The sequence below is a fragment of the Vibrio anguillarum genome (assembly GCF_003390515.1).
Taxonomy (GTDB): domain Bacteria; phylum Pseudomonadota; class Gammaproteobacteria; order Enterobacterales; family Vibrionaceae; genus Vibrio; species Vibrio anguillarum.
Genome location: NZ_CP031479.1, coordinates 2,380,973 through 2,400,016 on the forward strand (window position 1 = coordinate 2,380,973; position 19,044 = coordinate 2,400,016).

Genomic DNA, 19,044 nt, shown 5'->3' on the forward strand with positions numbered 1-19,044 from the left:
ACAGCGTAAATAACGACTTTTTCAATCCCGAAATCACTTAGTGAAGGTTTCTATCTCGACATTAATCGATTTCGACATAAAAAAGAGAGGCGACGTACACCTCTCTTTGGCACTGAATAAATTAACGCCAATAAAGCATTTGGCTTATTTCGCAACTCTTTACTTTGATACCATGACCATCGCAGGGCGAATCACTCGGCCATTCAACTCATAGCCCTTTTGCATCACAAACATCACAGTATTAGGTTCATGATCTGGGCTCTCTTGAATTGACATTGCTTGGTGCAATTCTGGGTTGAATGTTTCGCCTTCAGGATTAATCTCTTTCAGGCCAAACTTTTCAACTACGCCAATGAAAGTTTTGTGTGTCAGTTCCACACCTTCCACCAGCGGTTTCACCACTTCGTTCTCAGCGTCAGCAGCTTGAATCGTGCGCTCTAGGTTGTCTAACACTGGCAACAACTCTTCAGCAAAACGGCTCAGCGCATATTTACGCGCTTTATCGATCTCTTGCTCTGAACGGCGGCGCATATTTTCAACTTCCGCTTTCGCTCTTAGCACCGAGTCTTTTTGCTCTTGAATTTTTGCTTCGCTCGACAGTAGCGCCGCTTCTAATTGCGCAATTTGGGACTCTTTCTCATCGACTTCAACTTGTTCGTTCCAATCGATATCCGCGTCAGTACCAACGACTTCAGCTTCTTGACCCACTACTTCTTGCTGTAGTTCTTCTTCTTTGATTTTGTTTTCTTCGTTGTTCATGATATCTCCAGAATCCAACTATTTTGCGCTTAACCTCCACAGTTCAAAAAGTTAAGCACACAAAAATTCGCACAAAGGCATAACTTGCCCTTATTATGGGGATGAACAATCCTGATTCAAGCCTAATTAGTTTGGAAAATTTATGAAAAAACCATTTGAAGTGATCGCTATCATTGGAAAACCAAGAGATCAACAAGCCATTCAAACACATAAAGAGCTTTATCAATGGCTAACTTCAATGGGATATCCGGTCTTTATTGATGATCGTCTCAGCGAAATATTGGAAGGTGTACCTGCGGAACATTTCGCTAGCTTGCTTGAAATCGGCAAAAAAGCAGACCTTGCGGTTGTGGTTGGGGGCGATGGCAATATGCTCGGTGCCGCACGCGTATTATCACGCTTCGACATTTCCGTGATTGGGGTGAATCGTGGCAATTTAGGATTTTTGACCGATCTCAACCCAGAAGATTTTCAACCAAGGCTACTTGCAGTACTCAATGGCGAATATTTAGAAGAACAACGCTTCTTACTGGAAACAGAAATTCATCGCCACGGGCAAGTCAAAAGCCATAATGCAGCGCTTAATGAAGCCGTATTACACCCCGGCAAAATTGCACATATGATTGAATTTGAAGTCTATATAGATAATAGCTTCGCTTTTTCTCAACGCTCTGATGGCCTTATCGTTTCTACCCCAACGGGCTCTACCGCTTATTCACTTTCTGGCGGCGGGCCGATTTTATCCCCCAGTTTAAACGCCATTACACTGGTTCCCATGTTCCCGCATACCCTTTCAAGCCGCCCCTTAGTTGTGGATGGCAACCGCCAGATAAAACTGCTGGTTTCGCCTGATAATCGCGGAACACAGGAAGTTAGCTGCGATGGACAAGTATCCCTACCGGTTTCCCCCGGTGATGAAGTGCATATTTACCAAAGCCCAAATATTCTAAAGCTCATTCATCCTAAAGATTACAGCTACTATCACGTGTTAAGAAAGAAACTGGGTTGGTCGAGTAAATTGTTTTAAACCAACCTCTTCACCTTCTATTGACTGTCGACCTCGATTAATAATATCGAGGTCTTTTTTACAGGGAATCATTAATATTTAATGGGTTTTAAAATTTCTATTTATTTTCTATCATAAATTTACTTATCCTATAGCTGATTATTTGTGAGCCATGATTTATTCCATATTCAAGTTAAGGACTTCGATCACAATTATTATTTCTATCAATTTACTTACTGATCAACTTGGTTAAGAATCGTTCCATCAGTCAACCAGCTATAACTCACCACGGATTTAGATATGAGTAAAAATCTAAAAATTCAAGATAAGTTATGGTCAAGCTCCCTAGCTTGGTACACGCACGACTATCAAATCTCAATTTTACCATCTTTTGCACACGCCTAACCTGCTTGGTTGTTTCTGCATTCTTTCGAATCCATCAAACAATCAGCATCAACACTAAATCTATTTATATCGCTTTTCGATACTTGCATTCATCTTTATTAATTTAAAGTTGTTACTTGGTTATTCTCAAATAGATTTATTTCACTCGAATTTTATCGCTAATTATTTGGCGCGATATTTTGCACTCTAAATATATAAAGGGTGTTGACTAATATCGCCTGACGAAATTTAAATTATTCAAAGGTATTATCATGGAAAACTTTAAACACTTACCAGAACCCTTCCGCATTCGTGTTGTTGAACCAGTAAAACGTACAACACGTGAATATCGCGAAGAGGCCATCCTTAAAGCGGGTATGAACCCATTCCTTATCGATAGTGACGATGTATTTATTGACCTTCTCACTGATAGCGGCACAGGCTCTATTACTCAAAGAATGCAAGCAGCAATGCTAATGGGTGATGAAGCTTACAGTGGCAGCCGCAGCTACTATGCGCTGGCGAATGCGGTGAAAGATATCTTCGGTTATGAGTTAACTATCCCAACTCACCAAGGCCGTGGTGCAGAGCAAATCTATATTCCTGTTCTAATTAAAAAGCGTGAAAAAGAAAAAGGCCTAGACCGTTCAAAAATGGTGGCGCTGTCTAACTACTTCTTCGACACCACTCAAGGTCACACTCAGGTTAACTGCTGCGTGGCGAAAAACGTCTATACCAAAGATGCGTTCGATACATCTGTCAATGCAGATTTCAAAGGTAACTTTGATATCGCGAAACTGGAAATGGCGATTGAAGAAGCAGGGCCTGCGAACGTGCCTTACATTGTCAGCACGATTACTTGTAACTCTGCCGGTGGTCAGCCTGTCTCTATCGCTAACTTAAAAGCGGTATACGAGATTGCTCAACGCTACGATATTCCTGTCATCATGGACTCTGCGCGCTTTGCTGAGAATGCTTACTTTATTCAGCAACGCGAACCGGGTTATCAAAATTGGACTATCGAAGAAATCACTCGTGAAACCTATAAATACGCAGATGGTTTAGCCATGTCTGCGAAGAAAGATGCAATGGTTCAAATGGGCGGTCTGTTGTGTTTCAAAGATGAATCGATGATGGACACTTACACGGAATGCCGCACGCTTTGTGTGATTCAAGAAGGTTTCCCTACTTATGGTGGTCTTGAAGGTGGTGCAATGGAGCGTCTTGCTGTCGGTCTATACGATGGCATGCGTCAAGACTGGCTAGAGTACCGTATCGGTCAGGTTCAGTACCTTGTTGATGGCCTAGAAGCCATTGGGGTTGTGTGTCAGCAGGCTGGCGGCCACGCAGCATTCGTTGATGCAGGCAAACTATTACCTCATATCCCTTCGCATCAATTCCCAGCTCATGCTTTGGCCTGTGAACTCTACAAAGTCGCCGGTATCCGCGCGGTGGAAATCGGTTCGCTACTATTAGGCCGTGATCCTGCAACGGGTAAACAACACCCTTGTCCTGCTGAGTTGTTACGCCTAACCATTCCTCGTGCTACTTACACTCAAACGCATATGGACTTCGTTATCGAAGCATTTGGGAAAGTAAAAGAGAATGCCCACAACGTAAAGGGACTCGATTTCACCTACGAGCCACAAGTGCTACGCCACTTCACAGCCCGTCTAAAGGAAGTTGAATAATCACTAACTAAAGCGCGCCTAATTGGCGCGCTATTTCCTTCTAAATCGAGCAAAACAAAATCTATAAATTTAGCGGGCTTTTTCCTCAACATGAAACTTAAACAAGAGTAACGATTATGAACAATAATCCATCTTTAGTAGGCGGAGCTTGTATCATAGCAAGCGTCTGTGTCGGAGCCGGAATGTTAGGTTTACCGAGTGCGGGAGCAGGCGCTTGGACGACTTGGTCTCTTATCACAATTACCTTCACCATGATCATGATGACACTCTCGGGTTGGATGCTATTGGAAGCATTCAAGCGTTACGATCTTAAAGTGTCTTTCAACACTGTGACCAAAGACATCCTTGGCGATAACGTCAACCGAATTAATAATTTAGCAGTTTATTTTGTCGGCGGTATCTTACTTTATGCTTACATCACATCTTCAGGTTTAATTCTAGAAGGTGTTTTAGGTATCAATAACAAAATCACATCAGTCCTGTTTGTTGCTGTTTTCTCTCTTTTCGTTTGGCACTCTACTCGAGCAGTCGACAGGATCTCTATTGTTCTTATTGCCTTTATGGTACTGAGCTTCGTATTTGGTGTTTCTGGTTTAGCCGTTAACATAGATACTAGCGTACTTTTCGACCGCATTAACGAAGAATCCAATTATGCCCCATACGCTATGGCAATGTTACCTGTGGCGTTAACTTCATTTGGTTATCATCACTCAGTGGCCAGTATGCGTTCTTACTATGGGTGTGAGCATCGCGCAAAATACGCCATTTTGGGCGGTACCGTTATCGCACTATGTCTGTACTTCCTGTGGATGGCCAGTATTTACGGTAACCTACCACGTAGCAATTTCGGCCCAGTGATTGCCCAAGGTGGTAACGTTGAAGTTCTGTTAGCAGCGTTAGGCTCTGTGATTGATTCAGACAAGGTATCGCACGCAATCAACACCTTCTCAATGGCAGCCATTCTTTCTTCGTTCATTGGAGTAGGCTTAGGTGTTTTTGATTTTCTGGCAGACCTGTTTAAATTTGAAGACAACAAACAAGGTCGAACTAAAACGTGGCTAGTGACATTTATTCCACCACTCACCCTTTCTTTATTGTTCCCTTTCGGCTTTATTCTGGCGATTGGCTATGCGGGTGCTGCTGCAACAATCTGGGCTTGCTTAATTCCAGCGTTATTGGCTCGTAAATCACGCACTTTAGAAGGTGGTCAAGAAGGATTTATGGCACCGGGTGGCAACGCAATGATCGGCATGCTGATCTTATTTGGTATCGCAACCGCAGTATTCCACTTTATGTCAATGATGAACCTATTACCGACATTCAGCGGTTAAGTCAGTTTCACTACACCAATGGCAACCCACTAATGACGAGAATTACGATGGTCTTTGAAAGCCACCAAGCCTCTTTTCCAGCGCGCTCATGCGTGGAAGTTGCTCGCCTGCCTATGGATGCGAAAGTGGAAATTGAAGTGATAGCGACCAAGTAAGCGCTATTCTCTAGATGATAAAAAAGACGCATCAAGCGTCTTTTTTATGTGAATTTATGCAATGTAGATTAACCCTAGCAAACCAACTACGGCGATTGTCGCGCCAAACACCATGACACTCGATAGTTTATCAGCCAATGTCGATTGGGATTTACCTTTTTCAGAGGTGCTTTTCTTTTCTAATAGCGAAAGAAGTGCTGAGTTCATCATTTACTACACCTTGTTACATTGTATACAGGTTGCGTATTCTATCTTTTTTGTGAACCTCGTCAAACTATTTAATGAGCATTTAATAATCAATTCAAAACTAATTAACCCCATCGAATGAAGTAAAATTCACTAGAAAGCCAGAGCTATCAAGCAACATAAATCACTTCCTGTCGCATGCACTAAACTCAGCGCAGTTTACAATACTCATAGTTTTCTGACAGGCATCTTTACTGTATAAAAAAACAGTTTATACTGTTCACTTATACAGTGTTATTTGATTATATAGGTACAGAAATGCTGGCTCATTTAAGTGTGAATAATTTTGCTATTGTTAAATCATTGCAGTTAGAGCTTTCCAAAGGAATGACTACCATTACTGGCGAAACCGGTGCGGGTAAATCCATTGCAATTGACGCGCTCAGTTTATGTCTTGGTGGCCGTGCGGAAGCAGGAATGGTCAGGCAGGGTGAAGAAAAAACCGAAGTCAGCGCCGCCTTTATTTTGGACAATAACCTCAACGCCACGCGCTGGTTGGAAGACAATGACTTGCTCGACCAAAAAGAGTGTATTTTACGCCGAATCATCACCAAAGATGGCCGCTCTCGTGCCTTCATCAATGGCAGCCCTGTGCCTCTTTCACAACTCAAAGCTCTAGGTCAATTACTGATCAACATCCACGGTCAACACGCCCATCATCAACTGATGAAAAGTGAGTATCAAATGAGCATGCTGGACCAATACGCAGGTCACGTGAATCTTGTCAAAGAGACACGCTTAGCCTACCAAATGTGGCGTCAAGCAGATAACCAGCTCAATCAACTCAAAGAAAATAGTCAACAAAACCAAGCTCAAGTTCAACTGCTGGAATATCAAATCAAAGAACTCAATGAATTGGCGATTGGTGAAGAAGAGTTCACCGAACTCGAACAAGAGCACAGACGTTTAGCCAACAGTGGCGAGCTTGCTACCACTTGCCAGCAAGCCATTGAACTTATTTATGAGGGGCAAGAAGTCAATGCGCTAAGTTTGCTGCAGTCAGCCAACCACGCCTTGCTTGAACTGGCCGAGTTAGATGAAAAACTTGCCACCTTACCCAACATGGTGGCTGAAGCCATCATCCAACTCGAAGAAGCCAACAGTGAATTGCGAAACTATCTGGACAGTATCGATGTCGATCCTGAACGTATGGCTTATGTAGAAGAACGTTACTCTAAAGTGATGTCCATATCGCGCAAGCACTACATCGCTCCTGAAACGCTTTACCACCACCACCAAGATCTGCTCAAACAAATAGCGCAACTTGACTGCTCTGAAGATAAATTACAAGAACTGGAAAGTAACGTTGCCAAACAGTATCAGCAGTTTGCAACCTGTGCCGACAAACTGCATAAGTCTCGTAGCCGTTATGCGAAAGAGCTGGATAAATTAATCACCAATAGCATGCACGAACTGAGCATGGAAAAAGCCAAGTTCTGCATCGAAGTTAATCATGAAACAACGCATCCATCACCACTGGGTTTTGACACCGTAACCTTCTTAGTCTCGACCAACCCAGGTCAACCGCTGCAGCCTATCGCTAAAGTCGCGTCAGGCGGAGAACTGTCACGGATATCTCTAGCAATCCAAGTGATCACCGCTCAAAAAGTAGACACTCCTAGCCTTATTTTTGATGAGGTCGATGTCGGTATCAGTGGGCCAACTGCTGCGGTGGTCGGAAAAATGTTAAGGACATTAGGCGAATCAACTCAAGTACTGTGTGTGACTCACTTACCACAAGTGGCAGGTTGCGGGCACCAACAACTGTTTGTCAGCAAGCAAGCCAAAGCAGGAAAGACAGAAACACAAATGAAACGGTTAGACAATGAACAACGCGTCGCTGAACTTGCTCGCCTTTTAGGGGGTAGCCAAATCACCGAATCTACCCTTGCTAATGCGAAAGAACTGCTGATCGCCGCCTAAGCTGACATTTTTCTTTTTAGGTTTGCAACCAAACTCAAAATTTGCAGTCTCAACTAGCTCGTAGCTCAGTCTATTTTTTACTTCTGCTGCGAGCTTGTTTATTATCAGTCCAGTTTTACGACCTATTGGCAAAGAATTTTGAATATGCAGTTAAAAAAGTGGTTAATCGCAGTCCCTTTAGCAATGACAATGCTAACTGGATGCTCTTTATTAGAAAAACTCGTTTATCGTATTGATATTAACCAAGGCAACTACGTTGAACAGCAAGCCGTCGATCAACTCAAGTTCGGTATGAGCAAAGAACAGGTTAGGTTTGTCATGGGGTCGCCGATGCTTATTGAAAACGGTTATCCCGATACTTGGTATTACATTTATCACCACACGGAAGGCCACAAAGAATCGATACAGAAAAACCTGATTGCGACATTTAATACCGCAGGTGCTTTGATGGAAATCAGTGGCGACTACCCTCCTAGCGAACGGTTTTTTGAAGGCGTAAACTGAACGAAAACACGTTCAAACAAATGATACCCAAAGTGCACCTCACAATGAGTGACACTAACGGACAGGGCTCATAACGAGCCCTTTATCTTGCACCCAATACCGCAGCAACGTTTACTGTTGCGCTTTTGCCTGCTCGGCTCTCTTGCGACGGATCTCTTTAGGATCGGCCAATAACGGACGATAAATTTCGATGCGATCACGGTCTCTGACCGTCGAATCTAGCTTAACGTTACGACTAAAAATCCCGACCTTATTTTTTGATAAATCAATCTCTGGGTAGAGCTCAAGCACACCGGACTGTTGAATTATCGTTTCGACGGTTGAGTTTTTGTCTACCACCAAATTCAGTACTCTTTGCTCGTGAGGCAATGCATAGACTACCTCAACATGGATCATCTCAGATTCAATACTCATTACTGATACACCTGTTTCGCTCGTTTGGTAAATGCGTTAACCATATTACTGGTCAATTCATTGAATATCTTGCCAAAAGCCAATTCCACCATTTTGCTCGAAAATTCAAACTCCAGTTTAAGTTCAACCTTGCAGGCCTGTTCATCAAGTGCAGTAAAATACCAACCGCCTTTTAAAGCCTTAAAAGGACCATCGACCAAATTCATCAAAATAGCTTCACTGGCCACCAACACATTCGACGTTGTGAACGTCTTACTTATCCCTGCCTTTGAAACATCCACCGAAGCCACCATCGACAAATCGGAAGATTCAATAACGCGAGAACCAGAACAACCTGGCAAAAATTCAGGATAACGAGCAACGTCATTCACGAGATTAAACATTTGTTCTGCACTAAAAGACACTAAAGCAGAACGACTGACTTGCTTCATATTCTCTCCTCATCACCACCGAAAGAGTCTGGTGTGTAACAATTTTACTTTTATTCTTATCCTACGCAAATAAAAGGATTTCCTAAGCTCAAACCAAACCGTATAATGCCACCACTATGGTAAAGAAAAAATCAAACTCAAAAGCAGGTAGCAATACCATTGCTGTAAATAAAAAAGCTCGCCACGAATACTTTATCGAAGATGAAGTAGAAGCTGGCATGGAGCTCCAAGGCTGGGAAGTCAAATCTCTTCGTCAAGGCAAAGCTAATATCGCAGAAAGCTACGTTTTCATGCGAGACGGAGAAGCCTTTGTTTCCGGAATGACAATAACGCCACTGCAGCAAGCATCCACTCACGTGGTTGCCAACCCAACTCGCGTGCGCAAGCTGTTAATCAGCCGCCGTGAACTGGACAACCTTTATGGACGCATCAACCGTGAAGGCATGACACTTATCGCACTATCACTGTATTGGTCTCGCTCTTGGGTGAAAATCAAAATTGGTGTAGCGAAAGGTAAAAAACTGCATGACAAACGTGATGATTTAAAAGAAAAAGATTGGGCAAGAGAGAAAGCACGCGTAATGAAGAGCTCATTGCGTTAATCTTGACCACTTAGACGCAGAAAGCTAGACAGACAAAGGTTTTCTGGTAGTATGCGTCAACACACTTGGGGCTGATTCTGGATTCGACGGGAATTTTGCAGTCTGAGGTGCATGCCGTGGGGCGGTTTGCCACGTTAAAAGCCGCAAAAAAATAGTCGCAAACGACGAAAACTACGCACTAGCAGCTTAATAACCTGCCAAGAGCCTTTCTGCCCTAGCTTCCGCTCGTAAGACGGGGAACAACAGAGAGTCAAAACCAAACAAGCTCGTGCCGCGTCTCCCGCCTGAGAGACAAAGCATTAAAACTAATTCAGGATAGCCATTAGATAGCGTGTCGGTTCGCAGTTTGATGGTGAAATTAAAGATCGAATAAGCATGTAGTACCAATGATGAATGATTTTCGGACGCGGGTTCAAATCCCGCCAGCTCCACCAAATCATAGTTTAAAGACGTCTCCGGACGTCTTTTTTCTTTTCTAATCCCTTGTCATATCTAGCTTTAAGTGGTTCAGGGAGTCTCATCGAGATTCACTTAATCTCTGTCACTTCGTAACATTCCTCGTAACACCGCTACAGCTCACCTCAACCACTTTGTTCATTCAAGGTAACTGTTCATTTATTACGAACAACTTGCATCACTGTACAAACTATTAACGCCCCACTTCCTATCGCAGCTTTCATCGCTGAAATCATCCATTCTGTTCATCAAAACTTTTGACTTACAGATTATGAGTAACAATTTACTCACAAAGAATCTCATTACACATTAACGAGTAAATAGTTACTCATAACTTAAAAGAAAAGAACTTTAAGAGTAAAATTTTACTCATTGATAAGTAGAGGTGTTGTCGATGGAAGAACTAACCGTACAAGCTTTTATCAAAGGTGAATGGATAGATATTGGTATTATCTCGTTCCCTAAAAGTAGCCAACATAATTTCCGAGTGACTGAACTCAACTACCTCAGCGACTATGCTCTAGAGCATCACGATAAAGATGAATTTCACGCTGTTTCACTCAACCACCCTGTCTCATTCTTTTTTGATGACATGGGTAAACCCAGATGGTTAAAGTTTCTAGACGATATTATGCCTAGCGGCGCTAGTAGACGGTACTGGGTTAAATACCTAGATATTGAAGACCTTAGTTCAGATGAACAAGACTATGTTTTGCTCAAGTTTGGCACGATGTCGCCTATTGGCAACTCAAACCATTTGGCTTAAAAGTCGGACTGCTCCCCTCTTCTCCCGATGCGTTAAAATCGCTATTGATAGATGGTGAGGATGGGTAAAATGCTCAGTATCAGCGCTCTTGATTTAGATTAAGTTGCTATAACAAGCTAACATTTTAAAGTGAGTTGGAAATATATGGACGCGGGTTTAGTTCCTTTTGAAGCAGGAAATTGATGATTTTACCAAGTAGCTCTAAATAATGGCAGCTCAATGACTATCGCTTAATAAATAGAAGGCGCGCCAATCTCAACTTAGGACGCCACCCTGATGTTTCTCTTGTACAAATGCGGAGGTCAGTTTACACACCCGCAGTTATGCATTCGTTTGTTGCTGATGGGTAGCGACTGTCGTGAGTTTATCGGCGCGGAAAAGCTTGTAAGCCATAATGCCAATAACCAACGCTTTGATAATCATCATTTGTGGGTTACCGAAATAGGCAGCCATACCAACAAACCCCGATAAGAACATGAGCAAACGGAACCTTTTCAGGTCAGTCATATACAGTGCCAACAAAATTAACGCGAGATCGCCAAACTGCAAGGCTTCGGCAAGTGTGGGGTTATTGATAAAGCTGCTTACGGCCACATAAGCAATATAAAGAATACCGCTCGCCATCAAAACCGCAGCAGAATTGATCACCATTTTGCTGGTGTTAGTAAAATCTTTCACATATCGATATGCGTTAATGGCACCAACCGACAGGTTAAGGATGACTTTAGGCCACCAGCCCATCAAAATTGACCAAGCAATGTCATTCGCAGCCGAAGCAAATGCAGCATAGCGAGTAAACTTCATCGAATTAAAAATAGTGAGTGATATATAGAATGCGACAGATGTCCATCCTAATACTTCGCGTAATATATCAAGCAAAATACGGTCTCTTTTTACATAGAATCATCATCCACAACAATGAAACTATCTGCTACTAATAAGGCCTGTAGTGGTTTATAAACCCACCACCTGACCGTTGGGCGCAGGATAATATCACGGCATTCGGTATAAATCCTAGAAAAGACTCTTATCAATACACGCTTATTCTCGAAAATATGTTTCTCAATTTTGGAAACAAAAATGCAAACTCAACAAACGCATCACCACCCCCCTTTTGACACATTCAATCATCCCTGAATAAAAATTGACTGACGTACGCTAACTCATTCAGCGAGGAGAACGAACCGCAACCACTTTCGTCTCGATCAACTGATAGTGAATCCCTGCTTGGTCAAACGACTGGCGCAGCGCCGTTAAATTCCGGTGATAGGTCACTTGCCGACCAGATGCCGTCTTCACTTTCATTACCATATTACTCATACACTTATCCTCTACACTTAACCGATTGGTTGCATCAAACTATGCTATTTTGAATATTTATCACCAAACAACTTGGAGTTGCAGGTAGCAAGGAAATCATTATTGTGCGAACTCTTTGAGTGCCGCCATCGCCTTTTCTGCCTTCTCTTTTTGCACAAAAATATGGTCATGATAATAGCCCGCCATCACATTAGCGCTGATGCCATACGAAGCTAGCTTAGTTGCAAAAGCGGCCGTTAAACCCACCGCCTCTAAACTTGAATGAACCGTCAGCGTAATTAAGCTGAATACCGATTCAAAATCGAGCTGCGCCGCAACGGCCTTTTGCTGCTCAACGACCAAGGTCAGCCCTTCACGCTCTTGAAATGTCGCCACGGGTTCTAAATGCAAATAATCGACTAATGCCCCTTGCACAGTACAAAACACATAACTTCCGCCCACCAACTCGGGTGACATGGATTGCAGTAAAACCTCTAAATCAGTAATCGCTGTCATATTTTTCTTTCTCATTCAAATTGAAGCCGAAGTGCAGAGTAAAGCCCTCTGTGGAATAAGTGAAATTAATAATATTAATGGTTAATTAGTCATTCTTATTGAATAGAACATCACTTGAGTTCTATGGCGACTTTAGGCTAGCTGTCTGCGCACGAAAAACTTAAAACAACTCAGTTGATCACACTTGTATTGCAATCAATTGAGCCTTTGGTATTAGATAGTTAGAATAGCGTTCACTTTGAGGAGCGATTATGTCTATCGAGTTCTACAACCAAAATGCCCAACTGTTTTTTGCATCAACCAAAGAAGTAGATACCCATTCGCTGATGGAACACTTTACGCCCCATATTCCAAAAGGGGGCATCATCCTTGATGCTGGTTGTGGTTCTGGCAGAGATGCAAAAAGTTTCATTGAGCAGGGTTATAAAGTGGTGGCATTTGACGCCAGTGAAGAATTAGCAAGCTTAGCATCTCAACTGCTTCAAATTCCGGTCACCGTTTCAACCTTTGCTGATTTTCAAAGTGATCAATCTTTTGATGGTATTTGGGCTTGCGCATCGTTACTGCATGTTGGTGAGTTGGATCTTCCAGATACCTTTACTCATTTAGCTTCTCAGCTAAAACCATTAGCCCCTCTATATTGTTCTTTTAAATATGGGACAGGGGAAGTAGAACGTGATGGCCGTCGATTTACCAACGGTGATGAACAACGTTTAGCACAGTGGATCGCTCATGCCCCATTGAATGTGGCAAAAATCTGGATAACCAATGATTTAAGAGCGGATCGCCAAAACGAACAGTGGTTGAATGCTATTTTAATAAAAAGTGAAGAGCGATGAGCGCTCATAGAAACAAGGGTCTAGCCACTTTATATAGCGGTCCAAAATTAAGTGCGGGAGGGAAACAAGACCCGCTACTTCCTAAGTTAATCCAAGCCATTAACCACGCTAGTGAAATAGAGATCTCGGTTTCTTTCGTTCAACCTTCCGGATTGGATTTACTATTTGACCCTATTCTTGACGCTCTAAAAAGTGGAGCCTCACTCAAATTACTGACTTCGGACTATCTAGCAATAACCCACCCAGTCGCATTACGACGCCTTATGATATTGGCGGAACGTGGAGCGCAATGCCGTATTTTTACTTGTGAAAGTCAACATAGCTTTCATATGAAATCTTACATTTTTGTTAAAACAGAACAAGGGACCATCAGTGAAGGGTGTGCTTGGGTCGGTTCAAATAACATCAGTAAAACAGCATTACTACAAAGCTATGAGTGGGCTTTACGCCACGATTTTGAGCAACCAGCCACTTCACCCGCAGCGCAAGAATTTGAATATATTCGTGAGCAGTTTTCAGCTATTTTTTCTCATGAACAGAGTATGACTCTCTCCCATCACTGGATAGATGACTACTTACTGCGCTACAAAAAACTGTCAATGCAACGTTCATTAACACTGTTGGATGGAGCCGATGAAGCACCGGAGATACCTACCCCAAACTCAATGCAAGTGTTGGCTTTATCAGCGCTAAACCAGAGCCGTGAGCAAGGCTATGTACGTGGCTTGGTTGTCTTAGCGACTGGAATGGGAAAAACATGGTTAGCCGCTTTTGATGCTCAACAGATGCAAGCAAAACGCGTCTTGTTTGTTGCCCATCGAGAAGAGATTCTGACTCAAGCTGAAAGCACATTTAGTAAATTAATACCTAACGCTAAAACTGGCTTATACAACGGAGCTGAAAAAACAGAGAAAGCTGATTATCTTTTTGCTTCAGTCGCCACCTTAGGTAAAAAAGCGCAGTTAGCGCGCTTCAAAGCCGATGATTTTGACTATATTGTTGTCGATGAATTTCATCACGCGAGTGCACGTAGTTACCGAGATTTACTCGCTTATTTCCAACCAGCGTTTCTTTTAGGCTTAACCGCAACACCCGAGCGCTCTGATCAAGCCGATATATTATCGCTTTGCGACAACAATTTAGTGTTTGAGCGTAACTTGGTGCATGGCATTGATGAGAAAATTTTAGTGCCATTTCATTACTACGGTATTTACGATCAATTCGTCGATTATCAAGAAATCCCTTGGCGCAATGGTAAATTTGACCCCACAGCTTTGGACAGTGCATTTGCAACCAAGCAGCGTGCCGAACATATTTATCAACATTGGTTTGGCAGAAAACAACAGCGCACATTAGCTTTCTGTATTTCTAAACGTCATGCCGATTACATGGCGAAATACTTTTCCAAACAAGGCATTCGCGCTATCGCCGTCTATAGTGACTCTCGAATACGTCGAAACGACGCCCTAAAACAGTTGAATGAAGGAAGTATCGACATTCTTTTTTCTGTCGACCTGTTCAATGAAGGAACCGATCTACCCGCGATTGATACCATTTTGATGATTCGTCCCACCGAATCAAAAATACTCTTTTTACAGCAATTAGGCCGCGGTTTGCGCCAATCTCCGAGTACAGGTAAACAGCAATTAATGGTGTTAGATTTTATCGGTAATCACTCTTCATTTTTAAATCGGCCCGCAACCCTACTCAATGTGGGTTCACTGAAAGAAATAGTCAAAACGACCAACCAAACCACTTCGTTAGCGGCCGGTTGCTATGTCAACTTTGATCCACAACTGCTGCAATTTTGGCAAACCTTAGCAAAACAGATACGTTCAACTGCGGCTGAAGATTACCAAGATCTCAAGCATCAACTCGCACACCGACCAAGTGCCGCCGAATTTTTCCACCATGGCTATGATCTCAGTAAAGTACGCCGCTTGATGAAAAGTTGGTTTAGGTTCGTGGCAGACCAAGAAAGTGACTTAGCACTGACTCAACGACTGACGAAATATGACGAGTTTTTGCTCAAAGCAGTCGAAATCACAGCGATGAGCAAATGCTTTAAAGCCGTTTTACTTGAAGCACTATTAGAGCTTGATGGTTTGCGAAAGCCCCCAACATTGAATGAGCTAGCGATTCAAAGTCATAAAGTGTTATCACGTAGACCTGATTTGATGCGACGAGATCTCACCGAACAAGCCAAGCAATTTAGCGCAACAGGATCCGAATGGCTAAATTACTGGAATCGAAACCCAGTCAAAGCGTTTACAAGCCCAGACTCTTCTGGCCATGCATGGTTTAAGGTGGATAATCACCGCTTTTTACCCACTTTTGCTGTAGACAATGCCGATTTGCCACAGCTTCATGATCTTATTCAAGAACTTGTCGATTTGCGTTTTGCCGAATACATACAGCGAGTCAGTAAGCAAGAAGCACATTCAAACTCGAAGCCAATCCAAACTTCGGCCAAGATCCTTCCGTTACCAAGCCAAGCAAGCGAAAAAGGTACCTATTTGCCCCTCTACCCCGATCTAAAAATTGCTTGCGGTCATTTCAAGCAAGGTACTCATGATACTCAAGATCAATATTTAGTCGCCGATGGTTACGGTAAGCTTGACCCAACAAGACATTTCATTGCCCCCGCTTCAGGTAATTCAATGAATGGAGGTAAAAACCCGATTCAAGATGGTGATTTACTACTACTTGAATGGGTCACACCAAAGAGCGCAGGTTCAATTTCTAATCTGGTCATGGCGATTGAAACTCAAGATGAAACGGGTGATAACCACTACTTGCTACGCGTAGTACGCAAAATAGGACCAAACCATTATCAGCTTGAGGCACAAAACGCTGACTACGCTCCCATGCTCGCAACCGACAGCATGCGTACTTTTGCTCGGCTCAAAGCTATCCTCCGTTAATATTGCATGCTTCCTGATGCTCGATTGGGGAAATAAACATAAAACCAAAATAACCGTCAGTTATTTTGTGATAAGCAGCAAATAAAGAGACGATAAATTTGCGCTTAAAATAGCGATTCAAATCACCTTTTCAGCGCATTTACTCCCATAAATCTTCTTCACACATCACATAAAACCGCGCGAATGTTACTAGCCACGGTTTATTTCCATTTGGAAGTGGAAATAGGGCTTATCCACCCTTGATCCCTTTTACGCTATTTTCTTCTCCAAGCTAAACATTTGGAGAATCCCACGGTGCAAAACTCTCAACCCATTAGCATGGATGATGCACAGATTATAGAGCTTGGCTTGTCGCTCACCGAACGAGCCATTGCCTTGCTTAATTCACACGCTATCTACCCCGATTCGCTACAGAAAAAAATGCTCGAAACACACATCAAAGCGATGGTTTGGCGCTCATTTAGCGGTGAGTCGTTACCTGAACTCGATATGGAGATGTTTGATGAAATCTCTCCCATTTGTTTCACCTTGGCCGAGCAAGTGTGTCGTTGGATGGAAAACCTCGCTTATGAAGAAGCGCATCTGCTTTCGGTCCATTTTGAAGTAGCTAAAGAAAACGAATTAAACCCAACAGCAGGAGAAACAACATGTCAGTAATCAAAGTCGTTATTGGTGATCGCATGGGCAAAGGTCAGAAAGTAGGAGCTGGTGCTCAAGCGGCAGGCGCTGAAGTGACCGTTATTCCCGGCATGGCCGCAGACATGAAGCTAGGTGATGTCATGCATCAGCAGCAAGCCGATTTAGGGATCTCTTTTTGCGGCAGCGGCGGCGCTGGTGCTATCACAGCGCAAACAAAATATGGCTATCAATGCCGTTATGGAATGCGCTCTGTTGAGGAAGGAATAACCGCGATCAATGAAGGCTGTGTGGTTTTGGGTTTCGGCTTTATGGATAAAGAAGAGCTGGGCGAAAAACTGGTGAAGGCGTTTGTGGCTAAGCATGGCGTCAAAGCATGAAAGAGCAGTTAACCACTAAGGTAACCGTGAGTGGCAAGGGCGAAACAAAGCAGCAGGCTTTTGCCGCGGCTTTAAGCCAAGTACAACCCACGTTGCTTAAGAATAACGCAAAAGTTCTCCTCCGGATTGAGCCGTTAGACGTCAACGTTTTGCAAGCAGAAGAGAAAGTAAAGCGAGAGAAATTCCTTTTCTTCTTTCTTGCAAGAGATCGACGCCAATACAGCGTCAAGCTAGAGGTTACGGTCAGCCTGACCCACATCGATGTGGAACAGGTCGATTTCAAACGTTAACAGGTCACTATAAGGATCCCTGACATGTTTCTTATCATTCTCTTTAAGTCCATCATCATTGGTGGCTTAGTCGGTATCGGCGTTGGAGTAGGCGCGGCAAGGATGTTCCATGCTCCAACTATCCAAGGTATGGGTGCATTTCGTACTCTGGGAGAGTTGAACTCGTGTGAAGGCGACCCTGCCTCTCACTTCTCTTTTGGGCTTGGATTCTTCTTTAATGCTTGGGCCTCAACGGTTGCGGCAGGGGCATTCACTCAAGATGTTGACCACCGCATCATCCCGAACTGGGGCGCGGCGGCGCTGATGATAAAAAACCGCGACCTTGCCACTACCTTGCATGATCCAAAACGAATGGGCATTGCTTGCGCCATTATCGGTGCAATTGTGGTTGCGTTTCTTAACTCAACGGCGGCGGCCGTTCCTGCGGCGCTGCAAGTCACGGCAGTAAAGGTATTAGTACCAGCGGCAAACTTACTGGTGAATACCGTCATGCCGGTTATTTTCTGGCTAGCGGCAATTGAAGCGGGTAAGAAATCGGGCTTTTGGGCCACTATCTTTGGTGGTTTAGCTCAGATGATTATGGGCAACGCCGTTCCTGGTTTGGTGCTGGGTATTTTGATTGGTAAAGGTGTTGAAGAGAGTGGTTGGAACAAAGTAACCCAGATCATGATGGCGGCGATTATTGCACTGTTTGCGTTAAGTGCTTTCTTCCGCGGGTTCGACATGAAATTTATCGAAGCTTTCCATATGCAAGTTCCTTTGTGGCTTGAAAACATCCATCTCATGATCAGTGGTAAATAAGGAGTTGACCATGGACGAAAAAATGAAACACAACTTTTGGTATGCCGACTGGTCTTTCCCGATCTTTGTGGGCTTGCTTTCAGCCGGGGTTTTTGCCGGAACGCACATGTACTACTTATACGGTGTCGGTGCTTTTAACGAAGTGGCGTTTGTTTCCATGCTGCGAGCAGGGATGGATACAGGCGCGTACGGTGCGGTGGCCGCTTTTGGTGCAAGCTTTCTGTTTGCTCGCATCATTGAAGGTTCGCTCGTGGGCATTTTGGATATCGGTGGCGCAGTGCAAACCGGTGTGGGTTTAGGGATTCCAGCTTTACTACTGGGTGCTGGCATTGTTTATCCTCTTGAAAATTTCACCGCTTCGTTAATCACAGGCATGCTCGCTGGTTTGGCGATTGGTGGCTTAATTGTGCTGGCACGTAAATTTACCATCAACCAAAGCGATTCAACCTACGGGGCTGATGTGATGATGGGAGCAGGCAATAGCTCCGGCCGTTTTCTTGGACCATTGATCATTTTATCTGCGATGGCCGCTTCTATCCCGATTGGGATCGGCTCTCTAGGTGGCGCATTAATTTTCTATGTGTGGGGTAAACCGATTACGGGTGGTGCAATTCTCGGAGCGATGGCGTTAGGAGCTCTTTTTCCTATCGCACTGTAAAACAAGCTGGGGTTTAAATTCTACTGAGAATCG

20 protein-coding genes, 1 other RNA gene and 4 pseudogenes are annotated in these 19,044 nt (G+C 43.5%); 18 read left to right on the forward strand and 7 right to left on the reverse strand.

Annotated elements, in window-relative coordinates; all coding sequences use genetic code 11:
- Positions 1 to 159 precede the first annotated feature (159 nt).
- On the reverse strand, positions 160 to 759 hold the full coding sequence (gene grpE, locus DD616_RS14175) for a nucleotide exchange factor GrpE (RefSeq protein ID WP_038148829.1): 600 nt from the start codon (positions 757 to 759) through the stop codon (positions 160 to 162).
- Between the two features lie 142 nt (positions 760 to 901).
- Here grpE and nadK point away from each other — a divergent pair, with 142 nt between their 5' ends.
- The 4 genes and pseudogenes from nadK to DD616_RS14195 form a co-directional block, all read left to right on the forward strand.
- Positions 902 to 1,786 (forward strand): NAD(+) kinase, encoded by an 885-nt coding sequence (nadK, locus tag DD616_RS14180; protein WP_013857433.1) that lies wholly within the window; start codon positions 902 to 904, stop codon positions 1,784 to 1,786.
- Between the two features lie 635 nt (positions 1,787 to 2,421).
- Positions 2,422 to 3,840: a tryptophanase gene (gene tnaA, locus DD616_RS14185; RefSeq protein ID WP_094125721.1), complete on the forward strand. Its 1,419-nt coding sequence runs from the start codon at positions 2,422 to 2,424 to the stop codon at positions 3,838 to 3,840.
- A 116-nt stretch (positions 3,841 to 3,956) separates the two neighbouring features.
- On the forward strand, positions 3,957 to 5,171 hold the full coding sequence (locus DD616_RS14190) for an aromatic amino acid transporter (protein WP_026028108.1): 1,215 nt from the start codon (positions 3,957 to 3,959) through the stop codon (positions 5,169 to 5,171).
- 53 nt (positions 5,172 to 5,224) lie between these two features.
- Positions 5,225 to 5,326: pseudogene (locus DD616_RS14195) on the forward strand (Rid family hydrolase); the annotation flags it as partial.
- A 54-nt stretch (positions 5,327 to 5,380) separates the two neighbouring features.
- On the opposite strand, the gene DD616_RS14200 reads toward DD616_RS14195, so the two are convergent.
- On the reverse strand, positions 5,381 to 5,536 hold the full coding sequence (locus tag DD616_RS14200) for a hypothetical protein (protein WP_017047959.1): 156 nt from the start codon (positions 5,534 to 5,536) through the stop codon (positions 5,381 to 5,383).
- A 294-nt stretch (positions 5,537 to 5,830) separates the two neighbouring features.
- Between DD616_RS14200 and recN the strand changes: the two genes are divergently transcribed.
- Positions 5,831 to 7,495 carry a DNA repair protein RecN gene (recN, locus tag DD616_RS14205; RefSeq protein WP_029388392.1) on the forward strand — a complete coding sequence of 555 codons (1,665 nt, stop codon included), beginning with the start codon at positions 5,831 to 5,833 and terminating at the stop codon, positions 7,493 to 7,495.
- A 144-nt stretch (positions 7,496 to 7,639) separates the two neighbouring features.
- Positions 7,640 to 7,999, forward strand: a complete 360-nt coding sequence (gene bamE, locus DD616_RS14210) for an outer membrane protein assembly factor BamE (RefSeq protein WP_026027472.1) — start codon at positions 7,640 to 7,642, stop codon at positions 7,997 to 7,999.
- Positions 8,000 to 8,110: 111 nt separating this feature from the next.
- Here bamE and DD616_RS14215 read toward each other — a convergent pair whose 3' ends face one another.
- Both DD616_RS14215 and DD616_RS14220 read right to left on the reverse strand, forming a co-directional pair.
- A complete protein-coding gene (locus DD616_RS14215; RefSeq protein ID WP_010319507.1) occupies positions 8,111 to 8,413 on the reverse strand; it encodes an RnfH family protein in 303 nt (100 codons plus the stop codon).
- Positions 8,413 to 8,844, reverse strand: a complete 432-nt coding sequence (locus DD616_RS14220) for an SRPBCC family protein (RefSeq protein WP_013857438.1) — start codon at positions 8,842 to 8,844, stop codon at positions 8,413 to 8,415. Before DD616_RS14220 ends, DD616_RS14215 begins: the two co-directional genes overlap by 1 nt.
- A 116-nt stretch (positions 8,845 to 8,960) precedes the next feature.
- On the opposite strand from DD616_RS14220, the gene smpB reads away from it, so the two are divergent.
- From smpB to DD616_RS17345, 5 genes and pseudogenes are all read left to right on the forward strand, one after another.
- Positions 8,961 to 9,446: an SsrA-binding protein SmpB gene (gene smpB / locus DD616_RS14225; RefSeq protein WP_013857439.1), complete on the forward strand. Its 486-nt coding sequence runs from the start codon at positions 8,961 to 8,963 to the stop codon at positions 9,444 to 9,446.
- A 67-nt stretch (positions 9,447 to 9,513) separates the two neighbouring features.
- Positions 9,514 to 9,880, forward strand: a transfer-messenger RNA (tmRNA) gene (gene ssrA / locus DD616_RS14230).
- Positions 9,881 to 10,296: 416 nt separating this feature from the next.
- Positions 10,297 to 10,650: pseudogene (locus DD616_RS14235) on the forward strand (type II toxin-antitoxin system HipA family toxin); the annotation flags it as partial.
- Positions 10,651 to 10,652: 2 nt separating this feature from the next.
- Positions 10,653 to 10,736: pseudogene (locus DD616_RS14240) on the forward strand (transcriptional regulator); the annotation flags it as partial.
- Positions 10,737 to 10,850: 114 nt separating this feature from the next.
- Positions 10,851 to 10,973, forward strand: a pseudogene (locus tag DD616_RS17345) (integrase); the annotation flags it as partial.
- A gap of 16 nt (positions 10,974 to 10,989) precedes the next feature.
- Here DD616_RS17345 and DD616_RS14245 read toward each other — a convergent pair.
- From DD616_RS14245 to DD616_RS14255, 3 genes are all read right to left on the reverse strand, one after another.
- Positions 10,990 to 11,547, reverse strand: a complete 558-nt coding sequence (locus tag DD616_RS14245) for a hypothetical protein (RefSeq protein ID WP_208871829.1) — start codon at positions 11,545 to 11,547, stop codon at positions 10,990 to 10,992.
- 288 nt (positions 11,548 to 11,835) lie between these two features.
- Positions 11,836 to 11,988, reverse strand: a complete 153-nt coding sequence (locus DD616_RS14250; protein WP_208871830.1) for a hypothetical protein — start codon at positions 11,986 to 11,988, stop codon at positions 11,836 to 11,838.
- A 99-nt stretch (positions 11,989 to 12,087) separates the two neighbouring features.
- Complete coding sequence (locus DD616_RS14255) at positions 12,088 to 12,483, reverse strand: ACT domain-containing protein (protein ID WP_208871831.1); 396 nt, start codon at positions 12,481 to 12,483, stop codon at positions 12,088 to 12,090.
- Positions 12,484 to 12,734: 251 nt separating this feature from the next.
- Between DD616_RS14255 and DD616_RS14260 the strand changes: the two genes are divergently transcribed.
- The 7 genes from DD616_RS14260 to DD616_RS14290 all read left to right on the forward strand — a co-directional run bounded on the left by DD616_RS14260 (position 12,735) and on the right by DD616_RS14290 (position 19,011).
- Positions 12,735 to 13,322 carry a class I SAM-dependent methyltransferase gene (locus DD616_RS14260; protein ID WP_088731932.1) on the forward strand — a complete coding sequence of 196 codons (588 nt, stop codon included), beginning with the start codon at positions 12,735 to 12,737 and terminating at the stop codon, positions 13,320 to 13,322.
- Positions 13,319 to 16,246, forward strand: coding sequence for a DEAD/DEAH box helicase family protein (locus DD616_RS14265; protein ID WP_208871832.1), 2,928 nt, complete (start codon positions 13,319 to 13,321; stop codon positions 16,244 to 16,246). Before DD616_RS14260 ends, DD616_RS14265 begins: the two co-directional genes overlap by 4 nt.
- Positions 16,247 to 16,540: 294 nt before the next feature.
- Complete coding sequence (locus tag DD616_RS14270; protein ID WP_228209387.1) at positions 16,541 to 16,903, forward strand: transcriptional regulator; 363 nt, start codon at positions 16,541 to 16,543, stop codon at positions 16,901 to 16,903.
- Positions 16,894 to 17,262: an SFCGS family glycine-rich protein gene (locus tag DD616_RS14275; protein WP_017042958.1), complete on the forward strand. Its 369-nt coding sequence runs from the start codon at positions 16,894 to 16,896 to the stop codon at positions 17,260 to 17,262. The genes DD616_RS14270 and DD616_RS14275 overlap by 10 nt, the downstream gene beginning before the upstream one ends.
- Complete coding sequence (locus DD616_RS14280; RefSeq protein ID WP_010320376.1) at positions 17,259 to 17,552, forward strand: DUF4312 family protein; 294 nt, start codon at positions 17,259 to 17,261, stop codon at positions 17,550 to 17,552. The genes DD616_RS14275 and DD616_RS14280 overlap by 4 nt, the downstream gene beginning before the upstream one ends.
- A 24-nt stretch (positions 17,553 to 17,576) precedes the next feature.
- Positions 17,577 to 18,353, forward strand: coding sequence for a DUF4311 domain-containing protein (locus tag DD616_RS14285; protein WP_017045612.1), 777 nt, complete (start codon positions 17,577 to 17,579; stop codon positions 18,351 to 18,353).
- A gap of 10 nt (positions 18,354 to 18,363) precedes the next feature.
- Positions 18,364 to 19,011 (forward strand): DUF4310 family protein, encoded by a 648-nt coding sequence (locus DD616_RS14290; RefSeq protein WP_017045613.1) that lies wholly within the window; start codon positions 18,364 to 18,366, stop codon positions 19,009 to 19,011.
- Positions 19,012 to 19,044 lie beyond the last annotated feature (33 nt).